We start from the raw sequence: 24,076 nt of genomic DNA, 5'->3' as shown, positions 1-24,076 counted from the left end.
TATGTAATTTATTTATAGTCCGATATGTTCTTCTGTTCTTTCTTTAGGTTGTTCAGAACTGGCACTCTTCTTGTTTTCAGGAGAATAATACCAAATGATTTTATCCGATAATTCTTGTCCGTTATCATTAGCTTTGACTTCGATGATATTTTCCCCTTCTTTAAGTTTCACAACATTGAAAATGTAGTGAACAGGGGTAGTACCCTTACTGAAATCGGTAACTTCCGTATTATTTATATATAAGCGGGGAGTACCTGTATTAGAATATACGGTTACTGATGTGTTTTCATTTTCCCGCTGATCGGCTCTGCGTTGAGTAAGATACAGTACCGGCTCTTTACTCCAATTTGCTTTATACCAGTAAAAAGGATCTTTTTTAGTTTTACGGTCGAATGTTACCAGACCTTTCATATTGCGGGAGTGTATACCTCCTTGAGAAGAGAGGGGAGTGCCAAAGTCGAAAGTATTCCAAATATAAGAAGCCAGAATATATGGATGCTGAGAAATTATTCCCCACTGTATCTCATGGAACTTAGTCCCAAAAGTCTCATAATATTTTTTGTCGAATCCACAGCAATCCCCGATTTCACCAACATCTTCTTTTTGCTGGTAAATATTTGCCTCGCCACCATATTCCGAAAACATTACATTATGATCCGGGAACTCTTTCTCTATTTTTTCGGCCCAGTCCTTTATGTCCCCTATTTTACCGCCATACCAACCAAAATAATGGTTAATTCCCTGTATGTCGGCATTATTATTGGCTGTAGCATCTATGGCATTGTACCCGCTAACAGATATTGTATACCTGTACGGATCCTCCGTTTTTGCCAGATCGTGCAACGTCGTAGTCAAAGGTATTGTTTGCTGAAAAGGCTTATATACTTCGTTATGCAATCCCCATACATATATGGATGGATGGTTATAATTCTGACGGATAAGTTCTGTTAACTGTTGCTTTGCATTTTCTGTTTCCAGTGTACTTACACTATTTACAAAAGGTATTTCGGCCCATACAATAAACCCTATACTATCGCATTTGGCATAAATATATTCGGCTTGCTGATAGTGAGCAAGTCGAATTGTCGTGGCACCCATTTCTTTTATGATTTCCAGATCCTTATCATGGTGTTCTTTTTTTAATGCGCTTCCTAATTCCCACCAATCCTGATGGCGACATGTCCCATACATCGGGACCTTTTTCCCGTTGAGAAACATCCCCTCTCCTGTTTTCAGTTCGAAGTGACGAAGTCCTAAAGGCTGCATAATTTGGTCAAGGATTTGACCGTCATCGACAATCTGAGTAACGACTTTATATAAATACGGATCTTCCAGTCCTTGCCACAAATGTGGTTTTTTAATTAAAAAATCTTGTTCAAGGAATTGTCTTCCCTGAGTAGGCAATGTTACCAGTGATTCCATTTTGGCCTTGACGGTTTTTCCATCCATTTCGAAGATGGTAGTGACAAGATTAATGTGCTGCTTCCTGAAAGTTTTGTTATCTATTTTGGTTTTTATCGTTACGTTTGCCGATTTAGAATTTACCTCCTTCTGTGATATAAATATACCTGCCGATGCATAATCATCCACAGCAATATTTACTTTTTCTGTAACAATCAGGTTTATATCCCGATAGATACCGCCATAGACACCAAAGAGTACATTATTAACGGGGATTACATCGGGACGGGGAGTGTTATCGGCTAAAACTATAATTTCATTTTCTTCCCCATACTTCAGAAGAGAGCTTATCTCGATAGCAAATGCAGAATAGGCACCCAGATGTTTCCCTGCATATTGATTATTTACATAAACGCTTGCGACAGAACCCACACCTTCGAAACGAAGAAAAATCCTTTTGTCTATTAAGGCACTATCCGGTGTATATGTTTTCTTATACATGGCCTCTCCTGTATAGAAACGCTCCTGAGGATTGCGAATCCATGACATATTAGCCAAATCTGTTTGCATATCTTTAGCATTCCATGTGTGTGGGATCGTCACTTCCTGCCATTGACCCCCTACCTGGTCATCAGTTAATAAAGTAGCGCTTTTAGTAAATGGTCCCTTCTTGAAACTCCATCCATCATTGAAAGATATTACATCGCGACCTGTAACAGACAGTACGATTATAAAATTCAGAAGGAAAAGGTTCAGTATTATTTTTTTCATGGCTCTATATATTCAGAGTTTTATTTTTGCAGTTTATATACTTCAGTGGCAGTCAGCAAGAACGCTCCCACCCCATAAACAGCAGTCATATCTTTTGTTACTTTTTTAGGATCGGCACCAATAGGTTGTACCCAGCCAAGTTTTCCTTTTCTGTTGACTATGGAATTCAACGCATCCCATGATTTCATTGCCACAGGTAAATAGCGTTCCTTATCGAGCAATGATTCGTTGACACCATATACTAAAGCATACGTTATCAAAGCTGTTGCGCTGGTTTCTGGAGAAGGATAGCTCTCCGGATCGAGAAGGCTGGCATGCCAAAAGCCGTCGCTATTTTGCATACCAGCCAGTTTTGAACATAATTCTATATATAATTTCTCATAGAACGGTCTGTATTCTGATGTGGCGGGTAATAATCTCAAAATATTCGCCAATCCAGCAGCAACCCAACCATTGCCACGACCCCAGAATACCTTTTCTCCATTATTTTCTTTCTTATCGAAATAACTATCATCACGGAAGAATAACCCTTCATCACTGTCATACAAATGATTATACGCAGCTCTGAAATGTTCATCCATAAATTCGAGGTATTTTGAATCGTTAGTTATAGAATATAATCTTAAATAGACAGGAGGAGCCATGAACAAGGCATCACACCATGACCATGTTTGTTTATTTTTATAAACCATACTTGTGTCCGGAGGATTATTTATAATCCAATCGATACGTTCTTTTACAGAATCGAGCATCTTTTTATCTCCATATTTTTGATACATATTAAGATAAAATTGACCTATGCACAATTCATCAGCATGATATAACTGATATTTAGGGGAATCCTTAAAATTGGCAGGTATTTGCCAATTATTTTTCTCCCCGATAGAATATAACCAGGTATAAAGGGATTCGTCGTCTACTGTTTTTGCCCATTCTTCCATACCTAAATACAAGACAGCATTTGTCCATGCATCTATTCCATAATCGTGAAGATTTCCTTCTTGCTTATATGTAAAATTCTTTTGTTGCCACGATATGACTTTTCTAGCTACAGAGACTATCTCCTTCTCTGTAACCACAGAATAAGACCCTTGTGAATTACCACATGAATTAAGTAAAAAGATTAATTGTAAAATTAAGACGACAATGCGTGTTTTTCCAGCCATAATTATCTTCTGCAAAGTAAAATACCGGAAACAAAGTTATCTTCACAGGCTTATTTAGTCTTGCTCAAATTGTTATTTATTTTGCCATTTCCGTTTATACGGCAGAAAAACAGCATCAAACTCTATCATTTATTCTTTTTCCTATGCTTCGCAGCAAAAGCTGTCGGGGTTTCTCCAAACTCTTTCTTAAAAGCATTTGTAAAATAAGATTGACTCTCAATCCCGACATGAGCCATTATTTCACGCATAGTCAAATCTTCTTCTATTATCATTCGGGCGGCTTTTCTCATCCGGTGACTCAAAATGAATTCCACAATAGACTTGTCGGTTAACGATTTAATCTTAGTATACAATTTACTCCTGCTCATCAATAACTGAGATGCAATATAATTCACATCCATCTCCGACTGATCTATATTTGCTTCTATAATTTCAACAAATTTTTTCAAGAATTTGTTATCATGTTCATTTGTAGATAATTCAGCACTATCAACAAAATAGTTTTTAGCATAATATTCTTTCAACTGTTGCTGATGTTTGAATATATTTTGTACAGATAGTATCAGAAAACTGATATCTATTGGTTTTTCCAGATAAATATCGGCTCCCGAGCCGGCTCCTTCTATTTTACTTTCTACACTATTTTTTGCGGTAAGAAGAATAAATGGGATATGAGAGGTTTTAATATCATTTTTAACTTCTCTACATAATGTTACCCCATCCTTGAACGGCATCATTATGTCACTTATTATGAGATCAATCTCCATCTCATTAATAAATTCCTCCGCGATTAGACCATCTGCAGCCTCAATAACTTCATAATTATCGGATAAAGCTCCAGCCAGTAAAATTCTTAAATCATTATTATCTTCAGCAAGTAAAACCCGCTTCTTATCTCTAAGCAGGACTGTTTCTTCCTCAACTAATCCTCCCTCTTCCTCTAAATCATTATCCTCTATCGGATTTGTATCAATGGATTCTATATCGTCTACTTTCACTAAGAATTCAGAATCTTCATAAACAGATTTATCCAGCGGCAACCTCACCTCCATATCAGTACCTTTGTCCCGTTCGCTATATATAGAGATTGTACCTTTATGAAGCAGAACTATACTTTTCACCAAAGCCAGGCCAATGCCTGTTCCCAAATGAGAGTCTGTATTTACAGTATTTACTTTATAGAAACGCTCAAACACATTAGAAATAGATTCTTTGGATATCCCTACCCCTGAATCTCTGACGACAATTGAAAAAGGAGAAACCAACAGTTCTTCGTTCTTTACCGTATATTGATTCTCATATCGAGATGAAAACACATCAGAGTTTGATAATATTTCTATTGAAATCGTTCCTCCTTCTTTTGTATATTTGAAAGCATTATTTAACAAGTTCATAACGATTTTTTCTATAAGATGTTTATCTGCATAAACTTCCCGAGGCATTCCTTTGTCCTTAATTATATTGAATGTAATATTATGCTGTTTGGCATAATCGGTAAAATCCAATGCCAATTTCTCGACATATTCATTTACATTAAAAGCTTCTATAGCCAGCTTCATCTTACCATTTTCAACGGTTCTGAAATCCATCAACTCATTTATCAGATTCAATAGCCGCTGGGCATTACTGTTCAATATTCTATAATAATATTCTTTTAATCCTTCTTGCCTCAACCGGCCCAAGGCCGCCAAGATAAGAGATAATGGGGTTCTGAAATCGTGAGATATATTAGTGAAAAATCTTAATTGAGCCTGATGTATTTGTTCTTTTTTCTCTTTTTCCAGATTTTCAAGATACAATTGGTTCTTTAACTTTTTCTTCTCATAATAGTAACGGAGGATCATAAATATTATACCACAAATAATTATGGTATACAAGATATAAGCAGGCCAACTGAGCCATAGTGCAGGCTTACGAATAATTTTTATTATTGTGGGATGATCGCTCCAGACCCCATCGTTATTAGCTGCCAAAACCTCAAAATAATAAGTTCCTGCCGGCACTTTGGAATAAAGTGCCACACGATTGGAAGCATTCACTTCTATCCAGCGATCATCATATCCTCTGAGCCTGTATTTGTAGTGATTTTTTTCCGGAATCAGGTAGTTATCTGAAGAAAATCTGAATCCGAAATTAGCCTGAGAATAATTAAGAACAAGTTCATTTTTTAAACCTAAAGAATCGTTAGGAATAAAATTTAATTTTGATGGTTTATGGTCTATCAAAAGTTCAGAAATTATAACTTTCGGTTTGTAAGTATTGTGAGGAATATTTTTAGGATTCACAATTGTAAAGCCATTGGTGCCTCCAAAATACAAGTCTCCATTCAGACCTTTCATCGCTGCCAGAGGATAATATACCTGCCCTTGGACACCATCACCCTTATCATACTTTGAATAATGATCTTTCTTTATATTATATCTTATCAGTCCATTATCTGTTCCCATCCAAAGATTACCCTCGTCATCGTAACAAATATTGAATATTGAATATATATTGTATTTCAATATTTCGGAAAAGAGAGTAAATTCAGATTTACTGGGATTATATCTTACCAAGCCGTTTCCGATAGTACCTATCCATATGTTGCCTGAATCATCGAGGCAGAATGTATTAAAGTCCATGAAAGTAGAATCTTTCTGCTGCATAACATCTACCGAATGATCTCTTGTGTTCATCCGATAAAGCTTTTTATTTGTGATCGTCCACAGTTGGTCTTCTCCTGAACGGAGAATATCAAATAGATACCGAGTCTCATTTTCACCATCGATATCATAATGATAGAATAAATTGTCTTTGAATGAATAGAAGGATATTATTGTCTTTTGTTGTTGATATATAATCCACAACCCCAAATCCCCGTCTTTTATAATCTTACGGATATTGTTATTCAACAAAGAATTACTGTCTTTCCGAGATCTAAAGTTTCTTACCTGATTTGTTTTTGTATTGTAACAATCAAGCCCTCCGGTATACATTGCTATCCAAAGGTTTTTATCTTTGTCGACCACCATGGATTTTATATTATCAAAAGTTATCTTTTTACTTCCCAATGTACTTTTATAATATGAAAATTCACCTGTAGTCTTACTTATTTGATTTATACCCCCACCTTCGGTTCCCACCCATATGAAATTATCATCTTCGGCAAATGCGCTTACAGGTATATGGCTCAGTTGATTCTTCCGGGGAGTATATGTCTTAAATGCCTTTTTTTCATCAAGGTTTACATAAGAAAGTAATCCCGAATATGTTCCTATCCAAATATTTTTTTGCCTGTCTTCATTTATTGCCCATACAGAATTATTGGGCAAGCTAAAAAAATCTGTTTCTGAATGAGTAAACTGTGTCCACATCTTCTTGTCCGGATCAAATATATCTAATCCTGACAACGAGCCTACCCATATACAACCATTCTTATCTATAAAGAAAGTTCTCACCTGTGTAGCATTATCACCGTTAAAAAGGTCGAAGCGTTCTTCTATTGCGAATGTGGATAAATCTATTTTAAATAGTCCATACTTATGCTTCAGTACCCAAAGCTTGCCTTTATATGCTCTTGCATATGAAATAACACCATCGGCATATGGCATATTGGAACAAAGATGGAATTCTTTTTTTATATAATTGAAACGGTAAATACGGCTATAATTTGAGAATAAGTAAAGATCATCACCATGTGTACAGAAAATATTACCAATCATAGATAGCGACTCCCCGTCATACAAGGGTGTGGTGAGATTTCCGCTCTTTGTATCGAGTAGACTCCACCGGTTATCGACCTTTATCCAGACACTATCCCTTCCATCGACCCTTACATGATCAACAGGGTTAAATATCTTATCAAATTTATCCTGAATGCCATCGTAGATAAAAAGTCCGTTATTTGTATTTACATAAAAATTTCCTTTCGAGTCAGATGCCATATTTACAAATGACCATCTGACAGAGTCTTCCATTTCTTTGAAATAACTATGATATCGTTTATATTGATAGCCATCGAAACGATATAATTCGTTTGCCATAAGCACCCAAATAAACCCTTCCTTATCTTGTTCGATACGGCTGACTCCATCATAATAGAACCCTCCCCCGGGAGAAAGGGTCCGAAATTTATAATCAATTTGAGAATTAGCCGATAGGATAGACATAAATCCCAGAAACAGAGCTATTATAAAACGCATAAATATTGATTCTTTCTAAAAAAGGAAATATTGAACTCCCCAATAAAACAAACTAAGTACTGTACAGTTTTTACTAATTCCGATGGAATGATATATTAAAAATAATATATTTTTCCGGTTCTTACAATTAACTAGTCCTGAATAAACTTATAACGCTTACTCAGGACCGGTCAAAATATTAAATTAATCCTCTTAACTCTTTCTATTTCGTATTTAGTAATTCCAGTTCAGTAATCTGCATTGTACTTCCACCACTAGTATCCCATTTGTCGTATGTCATTTTCAGGTACTGGTAGTTTGCCGGCGTATCCAATATAATAGTATTCGTTTTATTATCAGGAAGATCGACATCTTTCTTTATTACCACCCAGTCAGTACCATTATTTGTATTACTTCCGTAAAACGATACGGTTTTTGGATTCAGGATAACATTAAAGTTTCTGTTGACGACTGTTATCGTATTAAACTCAGTTTGCTTTTTGAAGTTTACAGTAAACCATACACTTTCTGTTGCTGCTACGGTTACTCCGCCATAAGTCTTACCTGGTTTTACCAATGCCATATAAGTAGTACTAATTCCGTCTACCAGACCAGCTGCAAAATTGTTTGCAACATCGTCAACAGGAATAGAATGCGAAGTAATTACTGCCCATGTACCGTCATTCTTTACAGTTTCGCATACAAGGGTATTGTTTTCCTGCCTGTAGATACTAGCCAGACTCACACTTGCCGTAGTACCATTATCCATCAGAATAGTTGCGCCTACTTTATATTTGAAAGTATTTACACTCAGTTCACTGATAGGTACTGTAATTTCGAATTTGTTCCCGTCCGGTTTTGCTACCCAGGCCACACTGGTGTAACCTGATGATCCTCCCAAAAATGTTTCGGTTGAGTTATAGAAACGCACGATTACGTCTGTTACAGTACGCGATGCGGTGAAAGAACCTTTCACGGTAACATTATTTCCATCTATAATCGGGTCTTCAAGTATTACTGCCCCGGTAGTTGTTTCATAATATGTCTTGTCAGTAGTAGCCGATAGCTGGCAGTTATTCATTATGGCCGCAGTCGTATGATGCATAAACGTTGGTTTTTTACCATACGTTGTGTTACCCGATCCCATCAAAGATATACCGAACTGCGAATCATTCTTTTGTGAAAGGGTAGGTCCTACATGCGGAGCGTTCAGTCCATGTCCAAGTTCATGCAATAATCCTCCTATCAGATTTGTTGTGAGAGGTGTCGGATTTATTGCTTCTCCCGTGATAGGATCTATATTATATAATTCGTAAGCCATACCTTCATAATCTGTAGCATAACACCATTTCCCCGATCCGTAGAAAGGAGTTTCAGAAACATCGCCATTGGTTGCTGTTACAATAAGCGTATGTTCACTATACCAGGTGAGATTATTATCTGTATAATGCTGTTCTACTTCGGCCTTCATTTTAGGTACACTTATACTCGAGTCGTAAGGATAATCTGCTTTTTTTTCTTTTCCGTTTACGACAACAACTTTCACCATGCCGTTCTCGTCGAGCGGCAAACCAAAGCTTTTTTCTTCATATCCCCAATACTTCATCCATTTCATTACAAACAATTGGTGTTTAAGCAAAATTGTGCTGATACGTCTCTGGAAATTCGGATTTGCCTTTATGTCACTTGGAATGAAGTAAATAACATTGAGTTGATATTTATATTTATCATTGTTCAGGTCACCTTTTATTGTATATGGTTCCGAAAGTTGTATTTTAGAAGTTACCGAGACAAAATTAGACTTAATATTCTGATCGGCTTTTTCTCCATAAAACGTAGCCTGTCCGTTATATCCGGTACTGGCAAGCACACCTAAATCATCATCCGTTAAGTCTGTTTTGAGTCCGGCCTTCACAGAGATTGTGATTGTAGATGACTCCATGTAACTATAAGAATTATCGACTTTGGTAAAGGCTATTTTCAGCCTATTGTTCTCATCCACGGTGATATCAGCCGAGGTTATCTTAACGTCTTTGTCATTAACAATAGTTACATTTTCTTTCTCAATATCAAATGCGCCGGCAAAAGTCTGTTCCAATGTAGGATTAGACCATAAATTAAGTTTGTTGTCAAATGTGAGTTGTGAAACGAAATTTATTTCCGCATTTACGTCATTCAGTTCCAGAGACTCTCCGCCATTCACCGCTTGGGTCAATATGACATCTGTCACCCGGGCAACATTGATTTTTTGTTCCGGTAGCGACATACTGTCATCACTACACGAAAAGAATCCACATAATAAGATGCCTACTATAAAAAGTAAAGTTGGCTTGTTTTTCAATTTCATAGATAAAAGTCTTTAATTTATATTATAAAATAGTATAGTCAAGGTTGACACTTTTTAACACACAAATAAAGTAAGATTTCTAAAAATCAGCTTGCTGAAATTGTTTATTATCTTGCTCTAAATGACATTCGTTCGAAAGTTTAATATAATAATGTACAAGTGATAACTGATTGACTTATTACATGATTACTTGAAAATCTTTATTCAAGGACAGAATCATATTAAAAACTGACAGTTCCAAGAGTGACATTGAAACTGCCAGGAAAGTAGTGTTTTACCTTAAAAACCATAATATCTGTTACTACTTCTCATTAATTATATAATCATTTTATCTGAACTGGAAGAAATTATCATCTCGTATACTGGTAATATCTTTCACCGGCTTTTCATAATTCTTTGATTCTATTTCAACCACCAATGCATCTATTTCTTGTTGAGTTATCTTCAATGTCCTTTTTCCATAATCATTTATCACAACATTAACAGGAGTAAGAAATCCCCATTTTCTAAAAAAATCTATCAGGTTTGTTTTCGACAAATGACAAACATTGCGAACAAAATCCAGTTGCAGAGCACCACTGTTCTCAAAAGTCGTACCTACATTCAGAGTCGTTCTATAATGCTCATACAGGTCTCTATAAAGATCTTTATATCCTTTTACCTCCGCTGTATAGAGATGCAACTGCCAGAACGGAACAAGTCTTTCGAAGTGTCTGGTAATAATGCTCATATCTGCATGCGCCAGATTCTTATCTATTATAAGAGCTTTTGCTTTTTCATAATATCCTTCTGCCAGCATATTGCTTTTCTCATATCCGTAAAGTTGCGTTTTCACGTACATAGAGAATATATTATTCCCTACTTCCCCCATTCCACCCCATCTCATTCCCGGGTTGGATTGGCTACAATGCCCTACTTCATGAGCAAGCCCCCATATACGCTTCATGAATGTATCACTATCGGGATTGGCGAAGAAATTTTTATATACCCTGGGGAAAATAACTCTCTCTACTGTGGCATTAGGGTTTCCTCCTCCATTGGTTGAAGGCATAAAGAACATCCTTGTACTAAAAGATTTTCCATATTTGAAAAGCCCTGAAAAGTCTATCTCCAAACCAACCAGCTGATCGAGTCTTTCAATAGTTTTAGATAGATTCGTTCCTGCTTCCTGAAAATCTTCGGTATACCATGCCAGTTGACTATATTTCCCTTTCACATCAAAGTATGGATATTTTGCTTTACTTAAAAGACATCCGGAATCTTCTCCTTTATTCTTCGCAATGTCATAATAACCATTTACCTTTCCTGTGGCAAAATGGATTTTCACATTTTTAGACTGTATCTCTCTTTTTTCAACATCAGTTTCCGGATTCAAAGGAATATATTCGTCCTGGAAAATCATAATATAACAAAGTCCTGAGCCCGGTTTCACTTTATTCATTCCCGTTTTCAGAGTTACAGTATTTGTTTCCCATCCTTTTGAATAGTCCTGTACCCTGAGTTTTACCTCTTGTCCGTGTGTTTCTCCTACCAGGATGCAGAGTTCATCTTCAGGGTTTTCCACGTATATTCCTGTTACATTATCCAATACTCCCCACGTATGCATTGTTTTTGTTCTGGCAGCAGAAATCTTAGGAGTTTGGTAAGGCCTGTATGATTGTATCCGGAATTCTTTATCTTCGTATCTTCCTGTACTCAACCTTGTAGCAATATCTTTGTATAAGACATCAGATATTTTCGCAATATTTTTGGCCGTAATACCTGCTTTTAATTCCGAACAGGACGGATCTGTAAAAATAGTTAGAGGATCGAACTTATCTCCTTTGGCATGACTATACAATGATGGAAATACCGATCCAATAATTATTAATTGAAAAAACAGATTAATACAATAGCTCCTTTTACGCTTTTTCATGTTTAGCTGGGTTATTTCGATATTTGAGCTAACAAACTTAGATAAAAAGGGACTATTGATTTTGCTCTATTTAATTTTAGTTTTACTTGTTTTGTTTGTATAATAAAGAGGCAAGTCTCAGATTTTCTTATTCTACGATTTATTTTTGTCCTGTAGTTATTTCCTCAACCAGGCTATTGAGGTAAACCTCAAGATAGGTATACCCTTGTTCATGAACATCAATGGCTTTTTTCCCCGGATAATTATTATCGAGCCAGCCGTCTGGTATCCCATCACGGTCGCTATCCGGCAAAGATGCTTCACTCAATAATTCGGGCCATGCCGACCAGTTTTTATTATCCGGATCAGGATTTAGGTCCGACTGGGAATCTATTATTCCTTTTCGGGGATAATTTAGGCTTTTCCATTGCCCGCCTTCTCCGTTATATTTACTACGACCGATGAACCGGGCTGTACCATTCATTGTTTCATCGACTATACGCTTATCTATTAGATCTCGCACTTTCGAACAGCCTGCATACATTAATACTTTTTTATAGGCTGTGTGAGCGTCGTGTGTAATAATCTTTCCAACATTCAGTGGTTCATTCAATCTAAGTTCAGCACTATTTTTATTATCACTTACATTGACTCCCAGCCAATTATTACGGGTTATTTCTTCATTATGTGGTAATATATTCCCCGATATATAGTACTTGCCCCATATATCTTTTATTCTTTCAAAACCCTTTGTTCCCTTATTTGTATTGATTGCCGTTATACGGTTTTTAATGCGGTCACCAGTTGCCGGACCAGGCTTATAATAATTATTAATTATATTTACATGCATAGCCTCCCCTCCATAGCAACCATTTCCATTCCAGTTGTAAAAGACATTATTGCGTATATCTGTCGTGTCTGTACCGGCATGTTTTGTACCCGGGCCAAGACGGGGAGTGCGACTGTCGTGATGCGCCAGCAGATTATGGTGGAATGTAGCATTCACACCACCCCAAATAGCTCCATATCCATGGGGTCCTTTAGAATGGCCCGACAGACGCAGGCTCTCCGAGATTATACACCATTGCATGGTAAAGTTTCTGTTATCATAAAAAGACGAACATTCATCTGTACTCCAGCTTATTGAACAATGATCTATAATAACGCCATTGTTCTTACGTCCATTAAAAGCGTCTGCCCCATCAGCCTCCTCTGGTGTAACCTTTTCATCTCCCATACGGAAGCGTATATACCGAATTACCACATTGTCGGCAGATATAGTTACCGGATAGTCTGCAATACAGATACCGTCGCCAAGGGCCGATTGTCCGGCTATAGTAAGATCTCCGTTCACTATTCGTAAAGATTTATTAAGCCTGATAGTCCCGCTGACCTTAAACAATATAGTTCTTTTCTCTTTCTGTATAAGACACCATCGTAAGGAGCCCTCTTTTGTTTGTCGGTTACCCTCAGTATTATCCTCTAAGGTATTTACATAATAGACTGTACCGCCCCGTCCACCGCTGGTGTACATTCCTCCACCTCCTGCCCCGGGAAACGCAGGCACCTGTATCTGGCTTTCTACCGTTAACAGAACGCATGAGAAAATCAATAACAAAATTATCCTTTTCATCGCTTTTTATTGGTCTAATAAAATACTTGTCATAATGAACGGACTCACTGCCTTGGGGTCATTATTTCTGACAGGCTCAGATATATAGTATTCAAAACTTCCATCCCTGTAATTCTTATTGCCTCCTAAGCCGGCTACAGCACAGCAATTGGTTACAGACAGAAAACCATCATCTTCTTTTTTGACAAAAGCTTTGACGTATTGCTTATAAGCATCCTTTCCCTTTTTTAGGTAGCTTTTATCCAGATAACCTTTTTGAGCTCCTTTAATCCATGAGTATATAAACATAATAGAACCTGTAGACTCAAGATAGTTGCCTTCTATTCCTACCTGATCAGTTACCTGGTACCACATTCCGGTTTCCTTATTCCGGAATTTTTCCAATGATTCGGATAAGTTCCGGAATATTGTTATTATTTCCCCGCGTTGAGGATGATTCTCAGGAATAAAATCGAGAGCATCTGCCATAGCCATCATATACCAGCCGATACTTCTCGACCAGAAGTTAGGGGACAATCCGGTTTCCGGATCAGCCCACTTTTGCTCACGGCTTTCGTCCCATCCATGATAGTATAATCCTGTTTGGGAGTCATACATATGTTTGTGGACATCTGTTATCTGCAATGCAATATCATCGAATAAGCCCGGTTCGTCAAATTGCACAGCATACCCGGCAAGAAAAGGACAGGCCATATAGAGCCCGTCGAGCCATACCTGATGCGGATATACTCGCTTATGCCAAAAACTACCGTTCGAAGTCCGTGGATGCTTAATCATCTGACCACGAAGGAGACGGATGGCCTTTGCAAAACGCTCTTCCCCGGCTTTGTTATAAATAGGGAATAATATTTTCCCTGTATTTATGCGGTCAATATTATATTCCTCAGCCGAATATGATTGTATATCACCTTCATTATCAATCATTTTATCTACATATTCGTATACATAGTCATAATATTTATTATCGCCTGTTTTTTCCCAGACCTGAAGGATCGACATCATTTCCAGTCCATGACAGTAATTCCATTTTGGTGTTTTAGAAAAATCTATCATCCAGGCCTCAGGATTGCGTTTCATTTCCGAATCCGCCATTTTTATATAATTCTTCTGGCTATAGACCGAAACAGAAAAGAATAACAAGGCTGCAACCGAAAATATATACAAAATCGCCTTTCTCATCTTATTTATCAACTTTTACTGTTTTTACATTCTGCATAAAATTATTACCCCATATGACATTACTGCTTTTCACCGTATAGAAAATATCTGCATTTGTGATCTGGAAACAGTTATTGATAAGTACATTTTCCACATTCTCAAGCTCTACAACCGGCTGACCGGGTAAAGGTGATTTCGAACGAACATTATCCAGAACGATATTTTCTCCGTTTTTAAAGGTGAAAGGACTACCTTTTTCCGATGAAAAATCTACATTATGGAAACGGATATTCGACGCTGTTTTCGCCGTAAACCCTTCTATGGCCGACATATTTATGTTTGAGAATGAAATCTCATCCACAGGCATCTCCTCAATACCTGTGATGTAACCTATTTTCTTTATATTGCTCCCCGTTACATTACTGATATGTATATTCCGGAATATTGGCGTACGTTCACTTACCGGCTCTGTTTCAGTCCCCTTATCGTAGAATAAATCGAAGATAAAAGCATCACGCTGTATGTCATTCATTATTATATTGTCGACCCTTATTTCCTCCACAATTCCTCCACGCCCCCGCGAAGCTTTAAGGCGTATCCCGGCATCAGTCCCATTGAAAACACAATTGGATATAGCTACTTTCTTCACACTGCCCGACATTTCGCTGCCAATAACAACACCGCCATGTCCCGCCAACATTATACAATTGGTTATCACCAGATTTTCACAAGGACGCCCATAGTTACGCCCATCTTCGTCACGTCCCGACTTAATCGTTATGCAATCGTCACCCACACTGATAAAGCAATCGGAAATCCGTACATTCCTACACGAAGATGGATTGATTCCATCGGTATTATGTCCTTTAGGATTACCCGACGGATTATTGATTGTCACTCCATGAATCACCAGATCGTCACAACCTTCGGGATTAATAGTCCAGAAAGGGGAATTGATGATTGTAATGCCTTCGATGAGAATATTCTTACACTCAAGAAACTGGACAAATGGCGGACGGAAGAACTTCCGTTCCAGCGTTTTTTCATAATACGGCGAAACCTTTATATCTTTGTTTGTATCGAGCCACATCTGCTGGAGTTTATTCGTACTCAATGTCTTCCCATTCTCTCTTATTTCATCGATGACACGTCTCGATTCTGCCCACCATGCATGCCCCTGCCCATCTATAACACCCCGTCCTTTGATCGCTATATTTTCGGCATTCACAGCATAAAACAGAGGCGAAAGGCTGTTCATAAACACCCCTTCCCAACGCATCCGGACAAAAGGCAGGTAATCCTCGAAATTCGTAGAGAATCTAAGTACAGCACCTGATTCTATTTCGATTGTAATATTGCTTTTCATGTGTATGGCAGCGGTAAGATACTGCCCTGCCGGAAAATAGATGACACCTCCACCCTCTTTCGCTGCCTGTTTTATTGTATTGTTTATTAAATCGGTACAAGGCTTCTTTCCTGTAACATCTGCACCTAACGATTGCATATTATATACTTTTCCCTGCACAAAAAGGAAAGAAACCAATAGTATTAACAAAGCGAATAGTCGTTTCATAGTCGTTTTTATCTCTGTTTTATTTATTTAGCGGATTCCAGTTATCACTTCCTTTCATCACATTTTCCAGCGTGTATTTTCCGGCATCTTTTACTGTCAGCATCTTTGCCCATTTCACGCGCTTACCGGCTTCAGCACCTCCTCCCCTATTGTTATACTCCATATAACGGGCTGTTTTTTCATTTTCTTCACGTCCCCAGTTGTGCCAGCCTTCAGGTCTGATGCCTTCCGGTAACTCTGTATTCATAAACAGAACCATCGCATAAGCTCTCCATGGACGTCCAAGATACATTTTATTAATTCCATCGGCAAATGTCACTTTGCAATTATTGAAAATATAGCCGAACTCGATGTATTCAGGTGTACTCGCTGCCGTAATATATGAATTCCTTTTACAATGGATTTCACATCTTTCGAACCAACAAGTTGATGGGCCGAAGATAAAATCGGTCGTCCCCTCAATATAACAATCCTCGAAATACATGCGGGATGCTTCTCTTCCGGTAAACACTGTATCCTGATGCCCGAGCATGCGGCATTTACGAAACACGATTCTGTCACCTTCGATATGCAGGGCTACAGCTTGTCCCAACTGGAGCGAAGAGTTCTCTATTGTCAGATTCTCTACCGTTATATCATTTCCCTGCAAAAGGAAAGTATAGGTACGGAAAGTACCCATCTTGTTTATGTTGGCATGATCGTCGAAAGTTATAATAGTCTTTTCCATATTTTCCCCTATCAACTTCAGATTACAGACGTGAGTCGGCAAGACCAGTTTTTCCTTATACACTCCTGCGTGGATAAAAACAGTGACTGTCTTTTCCGGATTAAAAGCCCGAACCGAATCGATAGCCTGTTGTATATTACGGAAGTGACCTCTGCCATTGCGGTCAACCACGATATCGTATTCCGGAGAATCCTGTCCGGATATGGACAAAGAAATTAAAATAAAGAAAAAGGAAAGGTAAAAAGTTTTTAAAAACATGGCATTGGTATTATAGCGTGATTTACTACAAAGTAATCATAAAATCAGATATCCGAACAGTGGTATTTTGGTATTTATTAGGGGATAAATTGGAATTAGCCGGTTCTAAATACAAGGCCGGTTCTTATGATCATAAGAACCGGCCTCAAAACTAAATTATAAAATGTACTCTAAAAAACTATGCTCGCTTTTTATGGTAACCAGCGCGTGTCACCTACGCGGTTGGTCACGATAGGCGAATTAGCATCTTTTATTGTAAGATCGCCAGCTGTAGGATTAACAAACAAGTTATTGGCACTTATGCCCAACTCTGTCGCATTTATAGAAGCGGGGCCTACCAGATAATCGGCGGTGACATAATTGTCAGCAAAGCTGGTCGTTGTTTTTGCTGCTAAGGAATATATGTTTCCACAGGCAGCTGCAACCAATACTTTTTCAAATACAAGAGTAGAATTCTCTGCTGCTGCAATATTGATCAGCCGCTGATTATATGCATAATCGTAAATCGTAATATTCCTGTATTCCAGATTGATAGGATAAGCCGAGGAACCGTAATCGAACAGATGCCGCATATTACGGGTCACATCGTCAGTCTGATAGTGGTCTCTCATAAATGTACAATTTGTGAATATTGCATTTTCGATATTATCCGCACCACCTGAATTAATAGAGAATGTACCATAAGGTCCTGTGTGGCCACCACACTCGTCGAGCATACAATTTTCCATTTCGAGACGTCCGATACGTTTCAGCTTATCACTTCCCTGATGACGCCAGAATCCACGTTTGAAATGTTTGAATGTACAATTAAAGAATATGACCTGCTCCATATTCCATGCATTACCACTGTTAAAGAAGTATCCGGCATCGATAGTCTGGAAAAATTCGATATTTTCAAATTCCAGACTTGAGATATATACATCCGATTCGGTATTCCAGCTACCAGTAAGTTCTATCTGCACTCTCTCGCCATCTGTACTTCCGGTCAGTTTAAATCCTTTTTTGATAGTAAATGGTGATACTTTAAAGTATGAGCCGGCAGGAAGGTAATATTCAGTCCCTTCAGGAACATCAGTGTTATTGTTTGCCGCTGACAATATCGCCGACAAATCGTCATCACGGCTGATAATTATAGTTTCGGCAGACGGCCCGGCCGTACGGAAGTTAACCGTATTATAAGGTTTGTCGTATTTACGGGGTTTACTTGTATCGTATATATTAACATTATAGAGTGTATTTCTCTCCAATCCGTCTATTTCGGCATAACCCTGACCGATTTCCTCTGAAGTAAGGAAGCGGGTGACACTTGGTATTGTATCTGCTCCCATAGCAGGTACTACACCAATACTGTCTACCGGATTTTCAGGATCGATTTGCCACCGTATAGTCACACTTGTTTCCATAATGTCAGCTTTGGCAACTCTCTCTAAAAGATTGGCAAAAGCAGGACGAGACTCTGTGAGAGCATTGGTATAAGTCCAATGCGAATTATGAAGACTATCCGAAGCTACCGATTTTAGGCGAATATAATAGCGGGTAGCATAAGGTATATCATCAATAAACAGTTGAGGATCTGTTGTATTGTATGCCGCAAACAGACTGTTGTAAAAATTATCCAGATGCAATTCAACAGTATAGGATGTAGCATCGTTCACTTTGTACCAGACCAAGGCTATCGAGTTCCCTTCAACTTTAGGTTCATCTAAAACGAATCTCGGTTGGAACAAATCCAGTTCTTCACGGTATTTGTCATCTTCGCAGGCACTGAAAAACAAACCCGAAAAACATACATATAGTATCGTAAGTAATATATTTATTTGTTTCATTTTCGTCTCTTTTTATATTCGTCTTAATAATTGAAACCATAATAATTCTGTATCTTCCCCCGATGGTCAGTTATCACTTTAGTTGGATAGGGGCATAAATATCTCAATGGGTCTGTCGGTTTAACCACAGATGCATTATTGTAATTAATAAAGCCCCTGAAACTCCAGCGTATCGTCGTAATTGGCTCATAACTTTCTGTCTGGTTATCAAGCGCATACCATTTTTTCGCAAATTCATGTTCGGTATAACCTGAAGGGCGGGCGTGAACAAATTCATCAATGCCTACAATATCCAGAATCGTCCTGTCAGGATTCTGCGGATCTGTCACTGATTTATAATAAACGCTTTCGGCTACTTCTGTAATAACAGGGTCGTGTGCCCCATTAGCTACTTTTCCCCATGTGATCAGATCATGGTAAAGATTATAAATCACTTCACTGAATTTATTCCAACGTGCCAAATCAAACTTACGGATGCCTTCGCCGCCGAATTCCCATTTACGTTCGTTCATTAGGGCCTTGAAGAAATCGTCCTTTGTACCTAAACGATCTACATAAGCTTCTACCTTTTCGCCCTGTACAGACGGATCAAAGGCCCTGTTCCTTACCCGTTTCAAACAATCTTTCGCATCATCGCGAGGCCCGAAACGCTCATTGACTGCTTCGGCATACAGTAAAAGTACATCGGCAAAACGCATCCATGTGAAATTGATCCCTGTGCCGGCTGTACTGGTAGCTCCTAACGGAGTGTTCATCTTTAGTTTCGACCATTTGCCGGTAGGCAGTGTAGCAATATCGAGACGAATTTCCTGATTCAGTTTATCACTGTAACGATAAGGAGCACAGGTAACATCGCGACGCAGGTCGTCTTTATCGAACGAGTACAAATAGATTCCAGATAAGTTAAGGTTACCCGAAGCGCTTCCGTAAGGATGAGTTCCGGCCGTTATCGGAACTCCGATATAATAACCAAACTGGCCGGATGAATTTTTCATCAGAGGAATCGAAAACAATATATCGTCATTTGATGGAGTATTCCAGTTACACTGCTCATACCACAGTTCTTCGAAACTCATATTCAGGTCATGCTTTCCTTCATCAATCACCTTTCCAAGATATTCAATAGCAATATCATAATAGTGTTCATGATTCTCTCCGCGTTCCATATATCCAATGCCGGCAGGATCACTGGTATCTGGTCTTAACATCCATCCTCCACGGTTCATCGCCAGCAATCCTATCAATCCCTGGCAGAATTCACGGGATGCCCTTTCTACTCCATAATCTAGATCGGCAGCATAAGACATGGCCGGTTCTACAGATTTCAGATCACCGATAAGATATTCCAGAATTTCGTTACGGTCGGTAACTCCGACAAAAAAGTTCTCATCTGAGGTTGAGGGTTTTGTACGGAATACGACATCTCCCCATATACGGATAAGATCGAGATACAACATTGCCCGCAAGGTTTTCACCTCGCCATACAGCTGGGTAATTTCCGAGGTTTTCGTCTTATCCGCCTGTGTATACAAATCGCTGGTTTCGATTCCTTCGATTATATCATTTGCCTGGTTAATAATCGAATACATAGTATTCCATGTTCCGTTCAGCGTAGTCCAGTACGGCTTAGGTTCGTAACAGGCAAAGTCTCCCCCGTTTACACTTACTGCACTTGTGGTAATACCTGACATTTCCACATCAGTATTCGGATTATACACATAGGCCAGTCTGTTCCCGTATGCATCGTCATTCAGCATTATGGAATAAACACCTGTTATTGCCGCCTTAATTTCAGCTTCGGAGGAAAATATATATTCACCGGTGAATCCTGTCGGAGGTGTAACTTCCAGATAATCGTCACACGAGGAGAATAAAATGATCAGGCTTGCAAAAATGGCATATAATGATTTTTTATTCATTGTTATTTCGTTTTAGTCATTAATTAAAATGTAAGTTGCACTCCAAAAGTATAGGAACGGCTTCTCGGATAAGCATTGTTATCGATATTCGGAGTTAACCCCGTTTCGATATTTACTTCCGGATCATATCCAGAATAGCTTGTGATTGTAAACAAGTTATATCCAGTTGCATAAATCCGGGCACGGGTCACTCCTGCTTTGCGTGTAAGAGCGGCAGGAAGAGTGTATCCTATCGAAGCTGTATTCAGGCGAAGGAACGAACCATCCTCAATCGCATAAGACATAGCTATCGGCCGGCCTATGGAAGTCGGGTTCCACATGGTCGCATTCTCATTGAACTTAGCAAGTGCTTCAGGATTATAACGGATCTCATTCCCCATATTATCGAAATTCCGCCAGCGGTTGTTCATCGAGACATCCATACTCAGGTTGTTACTGGTATTCTGGTACCATGATGTCATCATGATCTTATTGGCATTGTACACATCGAATCCGTACATATAGTTGAAGAACAATGTCAGGTCGAAACCTTTGTATGTCGCGTTTAGTCCGAAACCACCTGAAAAATCAGGATTTGTATCACCTATTACCTGACGGTCGTTATCCCCGATTACGTAAGTATTCGGATCATTCGGATCTACCGGCGTAAGTTTCTTGAACTTGGCATTTCCGGGACGGGGATCACCCGACAGATTTTTTGAATTGGCAACCCCGTCTTTCAGTGTCCATGTACGGGTACCTGAATCGAAAGACTCGAAATCGTCCATTGTATAGAAACCATCGTTGACAAAGCCGTATATAAGCCCTCTTCTGCCACCTACGTATGCTCTGTAGTCGTCAGTATTCAATAACTGGGTACCCGCCCATCCCGATGAAAGAATCCATTCCTGCTCACCATCGGCCAGTTTGTCAATCTTATTTTTGTTATAACCTATATTAAAGTTAAGATTCAGAGTGAAGTCTTTGGTTTCCACTACCCATGCATTCAGGGCTAAGTCTATACCTTTGTTGGAGGTCTGTCCGATATTCTTCATCATGCTTGTATATCCCGAATGTCCGGGTATCTCTGAAGGAACAAGAAGGTCTTTCACCGTATTCCAATAAACATCGATTGTACCGTTTATTTTCTCCCTGAAAAATCCGAAATCGACACCAATACCCCGCCCAATAGTTGTTTCCCATTTCAGATCGGGGTTATATAAAGTTTTATGGTAAGAACTATAAAAATAATGATTCTCCTCGTCGCTATCACCCCAGCCCACCGGACGGTTGTTTCCGTTTACTGTATAATATTTTGCAAAAAGGTCACTTTCGATGCGGTTATTTCCCGATATACCATAATCCAGACGCAACTTCAGATTGGACACGGCCTTAACATTGGCCATAAATTCTTCCTGTGAGATGCGCCAGGCAAGAGATCCTGCCGGGAATATTCCCCACTGGTTGCCTTTAGCAAACTTTGAAGAACCGTCGGCACGCATCGTAAATGTAGCCAGGTACCTGTCATTGTAGCCATAGAAGAGACGGCCAAAGAAAGAAGATAATTTTTCCGGAGATCCTGCTGTGGAAGTACCATTGTATACTTTACCCAGACTGATATTGTCAAATGCCTTGGAAGCAGTAATATCATCCGGGAAATACCGTACCGAGAATGATTTATTTTTACTTTCACTCTGATTTATCTCTTGTCCGACCATCAGGTCGAAACTATGCATATCCACCTTGAAGTCATAATTCAGCCTGTTGGTAAACTGCCATCCTCTACTGTTTCCCGATTCCCAGCGGATAACAGGCAACCCTTTATTGTCGAGTGCTGTTTTTTCATCCTTACCCCAGAACCGCTTATTCTCGTTGAAGCCATAATTATAAACAAACTCTGTTCTGAAAGATAGTTTATCCCATACATTCCATGTCAATGCCGCGCTCGTATTGAATGTCCTCCTGATACGTTTCCGGTAATTATTCTCCGCTTTTTCTTTCGGATTCATTCTGGTCACCTGAGTATATTCATCAGGATCAAAATAGGAGTTATCCTCGGGCAGGGTCATAAAATCGTCGAGTCCTTCGGTAGGTGCTGTACGAAGGGCATCCAGCAAATTAACTCCGTCTGTACCGTCTCCATCCACAGCTTTGTTTGTAAAACGAGTTCGGTATTCCAATGTCAGACGGTCGGTGAGTTTAGTGTTCAGGGTAAAATTTATATTGGTTTGCTTTAGTCCGCTACCAACCAATACTCCCGGCTGATCCTGATTTGCCAGGGATAATTTATATTTCGTCCTTTGAGTTCCTCCGTTTATATTTATATCAGTAAACCGTGCGACCGGATTCGATCCGAAGATCTCATCCTGCCAGTCAACGCCTTCTATGCCCTGATACTTGTAAAGTTCGTATGCCTGACCGTATTTATTATAAAATCCGGTTGGATTTGAAGAACGCTGCCGCTCATATTCATACTGCATCAGAACGAATTCGTACGGATCCATAACATCAAGCCTGTTTGCCAGTGTTTTTATCTGCCAGTAAGAATTTACATTTACAGTCACCCTTCCTTCTGTAGGCTGCTTGGTAGTAACAAGTATAACCCCATTGGCTCCACGTGCTCCATAGATAGATTTTGTGGAAGCATCTTTAAGAACATCGATAGATTCGATATCGCTGGGCGGAATATCATTCAAGTTAGCAACTTCAAAACCATCCACCAGAATTAAAGGCGAATTATCCTGAGTTATAGACCCGCCGCCGCGAACCCGGATCATTATATCAGCGTCAGGCGAACCATCTACTGATGTGATCTGAACGCCCGGCAATTTCCCTACCATGGCCTCAGCAACAGAATTTGCGGGAGTCTTAACCAGAACATCGCCCGACACAGACGCTACCGAACCGGTAATATTTACCCTTTTTTGAGTTCCATAACCTACCACAACGATATCTTCCATCTGGTTGGCCTGTTCGATCATTTTAACGTTGATTCCCGATGTACGCCCATGCAAGGGCTCTACAATCTCGTTCATCCCTATAAACCGGAATAATAACACTGCCGTTTGTGCATTGGGTACTTTAATTGAAAAGTTCCCCTTCTCATCGGCCATACTCCCCACTGTAGTCCCCTGCAAGGAAACAGTTGCACCCTGCAACGGCCCATAGCTATCTGTTACTGTACCAGTTACGGTAATTTGTGCAAAAGAGGCTATTGAAAAGAGCAGCATTGCAAAAAAGCTTATTATAAATCTATTCATT

General features: G+C 39.0%; 12 protein-coding genes. All 12 read right to left on the bottom strand.

The window, feature by feature from the left end; genetic code table 11:
- Positions 1–12: 12 nt before the first annotated feature.
- A complete protein-coding gene (locus GGR21_RS00605) occupies positions 13–2,172 on the bottom strand; it encodes a glycoside hydrolase family 2 protein (protein ID WP_183305207.1) in 2,160 nt (719 codons plus the stop codon).
- Positions 2,173–2,192: 20 nt separating this feature from the next.
- The gene (locus GGR21_RS00600; RefSeq protein WP_183305206.1) at positions 2,193–3,338 is read right to left on the bottom strand and encodes a glycoside hydrolase family 88/105 protein; all 1,146 of its coding nucleotides are present in this window, start codon (positions 3,336–3,338) and stop codon (positions 2,193–2,195) included.
- A gap of 125 nt (positions 3,339–3,463) precedes the next feature.
- A complete protein-coding gene (locus GGR21_RS00595; RefSeq protein ID WP_183305205.1) occupies positions 3,464–7,522 on the bottom strand; it encodes a hybrid sensor histidine kinase/response regulator transcription factor in 4,059 nt (1,352 codons plus the stop codon).
- A gap of 202 nt (positions 7,523–7,724) precedes the next feature.
- Positions 7,725–9,848 (bottom strand): discoidin domain-containing protein, encoded by a 2,124-nt coding sequence (locus GGR21_RS00590; RefSeq protein ID WP_183305204.1) that lies wholly within the window; start codon positions 9,846–9,848, stop codon positions 7,725–7,727.
- A gap of 328 nt (positions 9,849–10,176) precedes the next feature.
- On the bottom strand, positions 10,177–11,763 hold the full coding sequence (locus GGR21_RS00585; RefSeq protein ID WP_183305203.1) for a M60 family metallopeptidase: 1,587 nt from the start codon (positions 11,761–11,763) through the stop codon (positions 10,177–10,179).
- A gap of 139 nt (positions 11,764–11,902) precedes the next feature.
- Positions 11,903–13,375: a pectate lyase family protein gene (locus tag GGR21_RS00580; protein WP_246347947.1), complete on the bottom strand. Its 1,473-nt coding sequence runs from the start codon at positions 13,373–13,375 to the stop codon at positions 11,903–11,905.
- A 6-nt stretch (positions 13,376–13,381) separates the two neighbouring features.
- Positions 13,382–14,554, bottom strand: a complete 1,173-nt coding sequence (locus GGR21_RS00575) for a glycoside hydrolase family 88/105 protein (protein WP_183305202.1) — start codon at positions 14,552–14,554, stop codon at positions 13,382–13,384.
- Position 14,555: 1 nt separating this feature from the next.
- A complete protein-coding gene (locus GGR21_RS00570) occupies positions 14,556–16,106 on the bottom strand; it encodes a glycoside hydrolase family 28 protein (protein WP_183305201.1) in 1,551 nt (516 codons plus the stop codon).
- Between the two features lie 19 nt (positions 16,107–16,125).
- Entirely contained in the window at positions 16,126–17,091 is a 966-nt protein-coding gene (locus GGR21_RS00565; protein WP_183305200.1) for a pectinesterase family protein, read from the bottom strand.
- Positions 17,092–17,282: 191 nt separating this feature from the next.
- Entirely contained in the window at positions 17,283–18,917 is a 1,635-nt protein-coding gene (locus tag GGR21_RS00560; RefSeq protein ID WP_183305199.1) for a DUF5123 domain-containing protein, read from the bottom strand.
- 23 nt (positions 18,918–18,940) lie between these two features.
- On the bottom strand, positions 18,941–20,836 hold the full coding sequence (locus GGR21_RS00555) for a RagB/SusD family nutrient uptake outer membrane protein (RefSeq protein WP_183305198.1): 1,896 nt from the start codon (positions 20,834–20,836) through the stop codon (positions 18,941–18,943).
- A gap of 23 nt (positions 20,837–20,859) precedes the next feature.
- A complete protein-coding gene (locus tag GGR21_RS00550; RefSeq protein ID WP_183305197.1) occupies positions 20,860–24,075 on the bottom strand; it encodes a SusC/RagA family TonB-linked outer membrane protein in 3,216 nt (1,071 codons plus the stop codon).
- Position 24,076 lies beyond the last annotated feature (1 nt).

Origin of the sequence: Dysgonomonas hofstadii (assembly GCF_014196915.1) — a bacterium.
GTDB lineage: Bacteria > Bacteroidota > Bacteroidia > Bacteroidales > Dysgonomonadaceae > Dysgonomonas > Dysgonomonas hofstadii.
The sequence above is the reverse complement of the archived record's forward strand: the minus strand, read 5'-3'. Positions and strand labels throughout refer to the sequence as shown.

Coding starts and splice junctions, on each gene's coding strand:
- GGR21_RS00555 (WP_183305198.1), bottom strand. CDS start 20,836: ATGAATAAAAAATCATTATATGCCATTTTTGCAAGCCTGATCATTTTA.
- GGR21_RS00580 (WP_246347947.1), bottom strand. CDS start 13,375: ATGAAAAGGATAATTTTGTTATTGATTTTCTCATGCGTTCTGTTAACG.
- GGR21_RS00600 (WP_183305206.1), bottom strand. CDS start 3,338: ATGGCTGGAAAAACACGCATTGTCGTCTTAATTTTACAATTAATCTTT.
- GGR21_RS00550 (WP_183305197.1), bottom strand. CDS start 24,075: ATGAATAGATTTATAATAAGCTTTTTTGCAATGCTGCTCTTTTCAATA.
- GGR21_RS00560 (WP_183305199.1), bottom strand. CDS start 18,917: ATGAAACAAATAAATATATTACTTACGATACTATATGTATGTTTTTCG.
- GGR21_RS00565 (WP_183305200.1), bottom strand. CDS start 17,091: ATGTTTTTAAAAACTTTTTACCTTTCCTTTTTCTTTATTTTAATTTCT.
- GGR21_RS00575 (WP_183305202.1), bottom strand. CDS start 14,554: ATGAGAAAGGCGATTTTGTATATATTTTCGGTTGCAGCCTTGTTATTC.
- GGR21_RS00605 (WP_183305207.1), bottom strand. CDS start 2,172: ATGAAAAAAATAATACTGAACCTTTTCCTTCTGAATTTTATAATCGTA.
- GGR21_RS00570 (WP_183305201.1), bottom strand. CDS start 16,106: ATGAAACGACTATTCGCTTTGTTAATACTATTGGTTTCTTTCCTTTTT.
- GGR21_RS00590 (WP_183305204.1), bottom strand. CDS start 9,848: ATGAAATTGAAAAACAAGCCAACTTTACTTTTTATAGTAGGCATCTTA.
- GGR21_RS00595 (WP_183305205.1), bottom strand. CDS start 7,522: ATGCGTTTTATAATAGCTCTGTTTCTGGGATTTATGTCTATCCTATCG.
- GGR21_RS00585 (WP_183305203.1), bottom strand. CDS start 11,763: ATGAAAAAGCGTAAAAGGAGCTATTGTATTAATCTGTTTTTTCAATTA.